This window comes from Brevibacterium sp. LAARM3_SD1, assembly GCF_057364765.1.
This window is the reverse complement of the sequence record NZ_JBNFOL010000038.1, coordinates 23,115-31,063: the sequence shown is the minus strand read 5'-3', so window position 1 is coordinate 31,063 and position 7,949 is coordinate 23,115. Positions and strand designations below refer to the sequence as shown.

The 7,949-nt window shown below is 67.9% G+C and carries 5 protein-coding genes; 1 reads left to right on the top strand and 4 read right to left on the bottom strand.

Translation table 11 applies throughout. The features are described 5' to 3' along the window. Positions 1-56: 56 nt before the first annotated feature. Entirely contained in the window at positions 57-1,307 is a 1,251-nt protein-coding gene (locus AC2W7L_RS16485) for an MFS transporter (protein WP_486005308.1), read from the bottom strand. A gap of 29 nt (positions 1,308-1,336) precedes the next feature. Next, the gene (gene argS, locus AC2W7L_RS16480; RefSeq protein WP_486005307.1) at positions 1,337-3,076 is read right to left on the bottom strand and encodes an arginine--tRNA ligase; all 1,740 of its coding nucleotides are present in this window, start codon (positions 3,074-3,076) and stop codon (positions 1,337-1,339) included. Between the two features lie 87 nt (positions 3,077-3,163). On the opposite strand from argS, the gene AC2W7L_RS16475 reads away from it, so the two are divergent. After that, complete coding sequence (locus AC2W7L_RS16475; protein ID WP_486005306.1) at positions 3,164-6,511, top strand: S41 family peptidase; 3,348 nt, start codon at positions 3,164-3,166, stop codon at positions 6,509-6,511. A 168-nt stretch (positions 6,512-6,679) separates the two neighbouring features. Here the strand turns inward: AC2W7L_RS16475 and AC2W7L_RS16470 are convergent, their stop codons facing one another. Next, positions 6,680-7,261, bottom strand: a complete 582-nt coding sequence (locus AC2W7L_RS16470; RefSeq protein WP_486005305.1) for a hypothetical protein — start codon at positions 7,259-7,261, stop codon at positions 6,680-6,682. Positions 7,262-7,482: 221 nt separating this feature from the next. Next, complete coding sequence (locus AC2W7L_RS16465; RefSeq protein ID WP_244195282.1) at positions 7,483-7,920, bottom strand: hypothetical protein; 438 nt, start codon at positions 7,918-7,920, stop codon at positions 7,483-7,485. Positions 7,921-7,949: the final 29 nt, after the last annotated feature.

Sequence of the window (7,949 nt, the reverse complement as noted above, 5' to 3'; positions counted from 1 at the left end):
GCCCAGCAACCTCGCGCCAGGTTGCTGGGCCGCCGTCAGGTAGCAAGAGGGGGAGGCTAGTCGGGGTCGAGGACCTCGCGCCCGCCGCGGGGGAAGCCGCCGGCTCGGCGGGCGGCCAAGAGACCGGTGATCGTGAAAGCGAGGGTAGCGGCGAGGATGAGCAGCAGCGGTGCCGTCCACCCGGCGGTGGCGGTGTTGAGCCAACCGGCGAACGGCGGGGCCAGGGTCGCTGCGAGGTAGCCGCCGAACTGCACACGCGCCGAAGCGGACGCGGTCTGCGCATCGCTTCCGGCGGTGCGGGCGATTATCGAGAAGATCGCCGTGAACCCGCCACCCTGGGCGATGCCGCCGGTGGTCGCCCACAACCAGTAGGCGCCGGGGGCCGCCAACAGTCCCACGGGCAGGGACAGCCAGAGCACGGCGACGATCGCCACAGGCACCCAAGGCTTCGTCTTCACCGCCAGCAGCGGCACTCCGAAGGCACCGAGGATCGCAGCGATCTGGAACAGGGACGCCGTGCCTCCGGCGGCGGTCGGGGCGAGCCCGATCGTGTCGCTGAGGTAGCTCGGCAGCCAGGTAGTCGTCACGTAGTAAGCGGTCGACTGTCCGGAGAACGTGATGATGAGCAGGGCGATGATCAGCCGGAAGGAAGCGGGAGCCTCGGCCCACGAGGGCTTCACGACGGGGGCGGCCGCCTCGGTGAGGGAAGGATCGTCGGCGGATTCGGCCGCGGCAGCGCGGGCAGCCTCACCCTCGCGGCGCACGCGCACGCGGATGAGCACCATCCAGAAACCGAGGCCCAAGAAGGCGAGACCGCCCCAGGCGGCCAGGGCCCAGCGCCAACCGAAGGCCGCGGCCAGGGGGCCGGTGCCGATGAGGGTGGCCATCGACCCGACGTTCATCATCGCCGAATACAGGCCGGTGACCAGCGACACCTGTTCCCACGGCACCTCCCGGCGGATGATGACGGGGACGACGATATTGCCCAAGGTGATCGCCAGGCCGATGATGCCGGTGCCCGCGAGCACCAGCCAGGACGGGCCGACCGAACGCAGAACGGTACCCAGCAGGACACCCGACAGGCACGCGAGAACCGTGGCTTCGGCCCCGAGGCGGGTGATGAACTTCCCCGCCAGTGGCGTGGCCAGAGCGAACAGCAGGACCGGCAGGCCGGTGAGCAGACCGAGTCCGGCCGCGCTGAACCCCGTGCCCTCCTGGATGTCGGGCAGGATCGCGGTCGGCGCGATGATCGGGGTGCGCAGATTGAGGGCGAGGATGACGATGCCCAGAACGATCCAGGGCAGCATCCTCTTTGCGGTCGGCCGCTGAGGCGAACTCACATCCGCTCGGGCACGCGGATGCCGAGCACCCCGAGACCGGCCTGGAGGACCTCGAGCACGATCGCCGAGAGCCGCAGGCGGGAGTCGCGCAGCTCAGGGGTCTCGGCGATGAGCACCGGGCACTGCTCGTAGAACGAGGTGAATGCCTGGGCGAGATCGAACAGGTAGGTGCACAGTCGGTGGGGCGTCGACCCGGCGGCCACCTCGGTGACCACATCGGCGAAGCCGAGGATCGACAGCGCGAGCTCACGTTCGGCAGCCTCGCCGAGGCTGATCGCGGCGTTCGCGACCTGGGAGGCGTCGACGCCTTCGGCTTCGGCTTTGCGGCCGATGGAGCGGATGCGGGCGCCGGCGTACTGGAGGTACGGGGCGGTGTTGCCGATGGGGGCGAGCATCCGGTCGAGGTCGAAGGTGTAGGAGGTGTCGTGCGCGACGGACAGATCGGCGTACTTCACCGCACCGATGCCGACGATGCGGGCGACCTCGTCGGCTTCCGCAGGCTCGAAGTCCACGCTCGACTCCGCCAGTGTCGCCTTCGCCCGGGTCACGGCCTCTTCGAGGAGCTCGGCCAGGCGCAGCGGGGCGCCGGAGCGGGTGCGCAGGATCTTGCCGTCGGAACCGAGCACATTGCCGATCTTCACGTGTTCGGGACTGAAGGTCTCCGGCAGCCAGCCGGCTGCGCGGGCGACGGTGAAGACCATGTCGAAGTGCATGGCCTGCGGCGTGCCGACGACGTAGAGGGCACGGTTCACACCGAGGTTGATCGCGCGGTTGCGCACGGCGGCGAGGTCCGTCGTGGCGTAGCCGTAGCCGCCGTCGGATTTGCGGATGATGAGCGGCAGGGGTTCGCCTTCACGGCCGGTGAAGCCTTCGGGGAACACGCACAGCGCACCATCGGAGATCGTCGCCAGGCCTTTGGCTTCGAGCTCGTCGCAGACCTCGGCCAGCACGTCGTTGTAAGTGGACTCGCCGGCGAGGTCGTCGTCGGTGAGGGTGACGTCGAGGAGCGAGTAGATGCGGTTGAAGTATTCGCGGGAGTAGCCGACGAGCGTCGTCCACAGACCCAGGGTCTCTTCGTCGCCGCCCTGGAGCTTGACGACGCGGGCCCGCGAACGCGTGGCGAAGGCCCCGTCGGAGTCGAACTTCGCCCGGGCAGCCTGGTAGAAGGCGTTCGGGTTCTCGGACACCTCGGAGGCCTCGGCCGAGTCGACGCCGACGTCGAGGAGGTGCTCGATGAGCATGCCGAACGGTGTGCCCCAGTCGCCGATGTGGTTCTGGCGGATGACCGTGTTGCCGAGGAATTCGTGGGTGCGGGCCAGAGCGTCACCGACGACGGTGGTGCGCAGGTGGCCGACGTGCATCTCCTTGGCCACATTCGGGGCCGAATAGTCGATGGCGATGGTCTGCGGATCGGTGTTCTCCGGAGCCGCAGAGACTCCGCCTGCGGTCAGGGTGGAGGCGAGGAATTCGGGGGTGAACGTGAGGTTGATGAACCCGGGTCCCGAGATCTCCGGGGTCTCGCAGACGCCCTCGAGATCGAGGTTCTCCACGATCTGTGCGGCGATATCGCGCGGCTTCGACTTCAGTTCCTTGGCCAGCGGCAGGGCCACATTGGCCTGGAAGTCTGCGAACTGGCTGCTGCGGATGACGGGATCGCGCCTGGCGAAGTCCTCACCGAAGGCCTGGATGAGGGCGGCGGCGAAACGGTCCGTGAGCACAGAAGTCAGAGATGGCATATGGCCATTCTATTGCCGGGTGCAAGTTGCCTGGACATCGGTTCCGGCCCTCGGTCGCCGCACAGTCGAGCTTGTAATGTGGGTCACGTGACTTATCTTCGCTATCCCCATATCCAGTCCGATCTCATCACCTTCACCGCCGACGACGATGTCTGGCTCGTGCCCTCCGCCGGCGGTCGCGCCTGGCGGCTGACCTCGGATCGAGTGCCAGTGCGGTCTCCGCGGATCTCCCCGGACGGAGCGCATGTCGCGTTCGTGTCCCTCCGGACGGGCCAGCCGGAGCTCATGGTCGCCGAGGTGGCCACCGGGGCCCTGCGCCGGCTCACCTGGATGGGTTCGACGGCGATGACGATGCTCGGCTGGGCCGATGTGACCCATGTCCTCGTCGGTGCGAACGCCGGGGAGTTCGAGGTCCGCAACCATGTCGTGAAGTCAGTGAGCCTGAACGGTGAGATCGATCGGCTGTCGTTCGGTCGCGCTTCGGGTCTGGCCCGGCACCATACGGGAGTGACGGCGCTGTCGACCCCGTTCTCCCGTCCGCCCGCGCACTGGAAGCGCTACCGCGGAGGCACCGCGCCGAGGCTGTGGCTCGATCGGGTCGGAGGCTCGAATGCCGACGGCATCGGCGATGGGTCCGGGGCCCGGTGGCAGCGCCTGCTGGGCGAGGACGAGGCGTCGCTGACGGATCCGCTGTGGGTCGGCGATTCGCTCGTCTTCACCTCGGACCGAGCCGCGACCTTCCCTCACCATGCCGATGAACAGGCGAACCTGTGGATCATCGACGGTCTGGCCACCTCGGCGAATGTGGGTGGGGCCGCCTCGACGAACCCGGACGCCGCGATCGAACCGCGCCAGCTCACTCACCAGACCGAGGCCGACGGCTACGTCCGTGACGCCACGACCGACGGCACCCGCATCGTCTGGCACTCCCGTGGGCAGATCAAGATCCTCGACAGCCTCGATGCGGCCGTCCGCACTCTTGCAGTGACTCTGCCGGGCACTCAGGTGCAGCCGCTGAGCCTCGATCCGAAGACCGGGCTCAACAGCATCAGCCCTGACCAGGCAGGCAATGCCTCGGTCGTGGAATGGCGCGGCAAGACCTTCTGGCTCGCCCACCGCGAAGGCCCGGCCCGTGCACTGTGCGCGGATTCGTCGATCCGCACCCGCGAACCCCTCGTCCTCGGGGACACGGGTTACGCCGCATACATCACGGATGTCGAAGGGGAGGACGCGATCGAGGTCGCGTCCGTGACCGGGGACAAGCCGCCTCGGCGAATCGGGGCCGGAGCCCTGGGACGGGTCCTTCACCTGCAGGCGGATCCGGCGGGGAAGATGCTCGCCACGATCTCCCACGACGGATCGATTCGGACCGTCGAGGTGGGCAACGGGCGGACGCGGCTGGTCGGGCATTCGAGTCATGGCGAGGCGCGGGATCCGCGGTTCTCACCCGATGGGAAGTACCTTATTTGGTCACAGCCGACGCAGGGTGAGGAGCTGCTCGCGCAGCTGATGATCGCCGAGGTGAAGTCGGATCGTCAGGCCCAGCCGCTGACGACGGGCAAGTTCAACGACTTCTCACCGACTTTCACCCGCGACGGAAAATTCGTCGCGTTCCTCTCCGATCGCACCTTCGATCCCTCGTACAACCAGCATGCCTTCGACCTGTCGTTCAACGGCGTCACCCGACCGTGGCTGCTGCCCTTGGCCGCCGATGAGCCCGCACCGTTCGGCCCGAGCGCCGGCGGGTGGGCGATCAATGAGGCCACCGAAGATGCCAAGGCCGAGCGTGGTCGCGGGGACAAGCCCGTCGCCACCGTCGAGGTCGAACTCGAGGGTGCGGAGGAGCGCATCGTGCCGTTCCCCGTCGCCTCGGGGGTCTTCCGTGATCTCGAATCCGCCGAGGGCGGCCTCGTCTGGCTGCGCACCGGCGACGTCGAGGCCGGTGAGCTCGGCACACAGCGGGCCGGGGATACCGGTGACAAACCCGCCGAGGTGGTCCAGTACTTCGACTTCGCCAAGCGGAAGGTCACCACCGTCGTCGACAAGGCCGACGAGTACGAGATCTCAGGAGACGGCAAGCTGCTCGTCGTGCGCAGCGACGATGCGATCAGCGTGGTGCCTGCGAACCGGAAGGTCGAGGCCGACGATGATGAGTTCGTCTCCGTCGACCTGTCGCGTCTGCGGTTCGAACTCGACCGTCGGGCCGAGTGGCTGCAGATGTTCGAGGAGAACTCGCGGATCATGCGCGACCACTATTGGCGCGAAGACATGAACGGGGTCGATTGGGAGTCGGTCACGCTGCGCTGGCGTGCCGTGGCCGCGAAGGCCCTGACTCACGACGATCTCGTGGACGTGCTGTGGGAGACCGTGGGTGAGCTCAACACCTCGCATGCTTATGTCACGCCGCCGTCGGGGCTCGGCGATGGGTCGAAGAAGCTCGGCTTCCTCGGTGCGGATCTCGCCAAGACGGCAGATGGATGGACGATTGAGCGCATCCTTCCCGGTGAGAGCAGTGAACCGGATGCCAGGTCGCCGCTTCGGCAGGCTGGCGTCGGGGCCCAGACCGGCGATGTCATCGTCGCCGTGAATGGTCAGCCCGTCGACGAGGCGGCCGGTCCCGCCGCTCATCTGCAGGGCGCCGCGGACACGATCGTCGAGCTCACTCTGCGCCGCGGTCGCAAGGACCGCACGGTCGCGGTCATTCCGCTGGCCAGTGAGGAGAAGCTGCGATATCAGGATTGGGTGCGCTCGCGCCGGGAGTATGTGGCCGAGAAGTCCGCCGGCCGCATCGGCTATGTGCATGTCCCCGACATGACCTCATACGGGTGGGCGCAGATGCACCGGGATCTGCGGCAGGCCATGGCCTGCGAGGGCGTCATCGCCGATGTGCGGTTCAACCGAGGCGGGCACACGAGCGCTCTGGTGGCCGAACGCTTCGCCGATCAGGTGGTTGCCTGGGGTGCGGCTCGCAGCTATGACCAGATGGACCGGGACCCCGAGGATGCTCCGCGCGGCCCCGTGGTCTTCGTGGCCAATGAGTTCTCCGGCTCCGACGGCGACATCATCAACGCGCGCGTGCAGGCCAAGGGCATCGGCCCGGTGATCGGCGTGCGCACCTGGGGCGGAGTCGTCGGCATCGACGGTCGCTACGATCTCGTCGACGGCACCGGAGTGACGCAGCCGCGCTACGCCTTCTGGATCGAGGGCAAGGGCTGGAGTGTGGAGAACTACGGAGTCGACCCCGATATCGAGGTCGAGCACGATCCCGGTCAGCTCTTCGCCGCCGATGATCCGCAGCTCGACCGCGCCATCGCCGAGGTGTTCGCCGGGCTGGAGGCCCGCCCCGCGGCTGCCGCGCCGGAATTCCCGCCCCCGCGCGTGCAGCCGCTGAAGAAGGACGGCACCGGGGTCCCCGAAGCCCCCGCCGAGGACTGACCTCCCGCCCCACCGAGCGGCCACCAGCGCACGCGAGGTGGGGGGGGACTCCCTGGCCCAGGCACCTCCTGGGGAGTCATCGGATTCTGATCCAGTCATCGAGACAAAACTCAATGACTGGATCAGAACCCGATGACGAAGTGGACGAAACCCGATGCGTGCCGGGCTCTACCGCTCGGTCGGAACGAGGGCCCACATGGCGAAGGCGAGCAGCACGAAGCCCGAGATGACGCCGCTGATGACCGGGATGAACGCCGGTGCCGCGGCGAAGAAGGCGATGAACCCGCCGATGCCGCAGAGGGTCACGACGGTGGCGAGCACATGGAAGCGGTCGAGCCCGAACACGCGGCCGAGCGCATAGAAATGGGTGCCGACGACCACGGCCACCCAGGCCACTCCGAGCTCCGGATGGCCGAGGCTCGCCAGCAGTCGGGCTCCGGCGAACAGGAGGACCGCCTCGATGAGCACGATGATCCAGTAGGCGCGGCCGAGCGGCGGTTCCTGACGGCCGCGTTTCCCTGATTCGCCGAGACGGCCGCCTCCACCTCGGTTCCGCCGCAGTCCGCGAACCGCGAAGACCGCAATGCCTGCGAAAGCCAGGACGCCGACGGCGATGACAAGTGTGCGCCCCAGGGGCGAGAACTGACCCGAGTTGATGATGAGGAACAGCAGCCCGAATGCCCCTCCGATCAGGGCGCCGATCTCGGCTCCTTCGGCGGTGCGGGGTCGGGTGGCGGGGGATTCGGGCATCGTCGTCCTGTCATGGTGAGCGCGTCGACCCTGTTGACCGACACAAGTGTGGCGCTCGTGCACGCTCCATTCTTACACCGCTTCGACCCCCTGGACGGGGAATTGCCGCGATTGATTGCCATCAGCCTCTGCATCCGGGTCCCAGTGCATCCGCTCACGCCGCCGGCCAGACGGTCCGTCGATCCGAGAGCCAGACGGACCGAGGCCACGCAACGGCGCACTCAGATGCCGTAGAACTCGGCGAGGTCGTCGGTGGTGACATTGGCACCGCTCGCCGCGGGAATGATGTCGGCGGCAAGGACACGTGTCGCGGCATCGCCGCTCGGATGCCCTTCGACCCGGACGAACGCCGTGTCCGTTCCGGGCTGGTCCACATAGGTTCGGATGATCGTCTCCAGGACCGCATGCAGGGAGTCAGCCACCTCGTAGGAGCTGCTGCCGGCGAGCGTGAGCACCCCGCCGATCGTGGTCCCGGCGGAGAAGCTGTCCTGGAACTGCACCTCGCCGTCCAGATGCTCCGGCATGGCTGTGACCGCGGAACGGAGGGCATCGGCGACCGCGGCCGGGTCGGTCTGGGCCTGCCGAAAGCATCCGGAGAGGGCGATGCCCGCGACTCCGAGTGAGGCGGCAAAGAATCCGCGGCGTCCGAATCGTCCCATACGGTCATTGTGGCATGGGCGAGCGCCCG

Excerpts from the sequence above, each read along its gene's own strand:
- AC2W7L_RS16485 (WP_486005308.1), bottom strand. The coding sequence starts at position 1,307 with ATGCTGCCCTGGATCGTTCTGGGCATCGTCATCCTCGCCCTCAATCTG.
- AC2W7L_RS16465 (WP_244195282.1), bottom strand. The coding sequence starts at position 7,920 with ATGGGACGATTCGGACGCCGCGGATTCTTTGCCGCCTCACTCGGAGTC.
- argS (WP_486005307.1), bottom strand. The coding sequence starts at position 3,076 with ATGCCATCTCTGACTTCTGTGCTCACGGACCGTTTCGCCGCCGCCCTC.
- AC2W7L_RS16470 (WP_486005305.1), bottom strand. The coding sequence starts at position 7,261 with ATGCCCGAATCCCCCGCCACCCGACCCCGCACCGCCGAAGGAGCCGAG.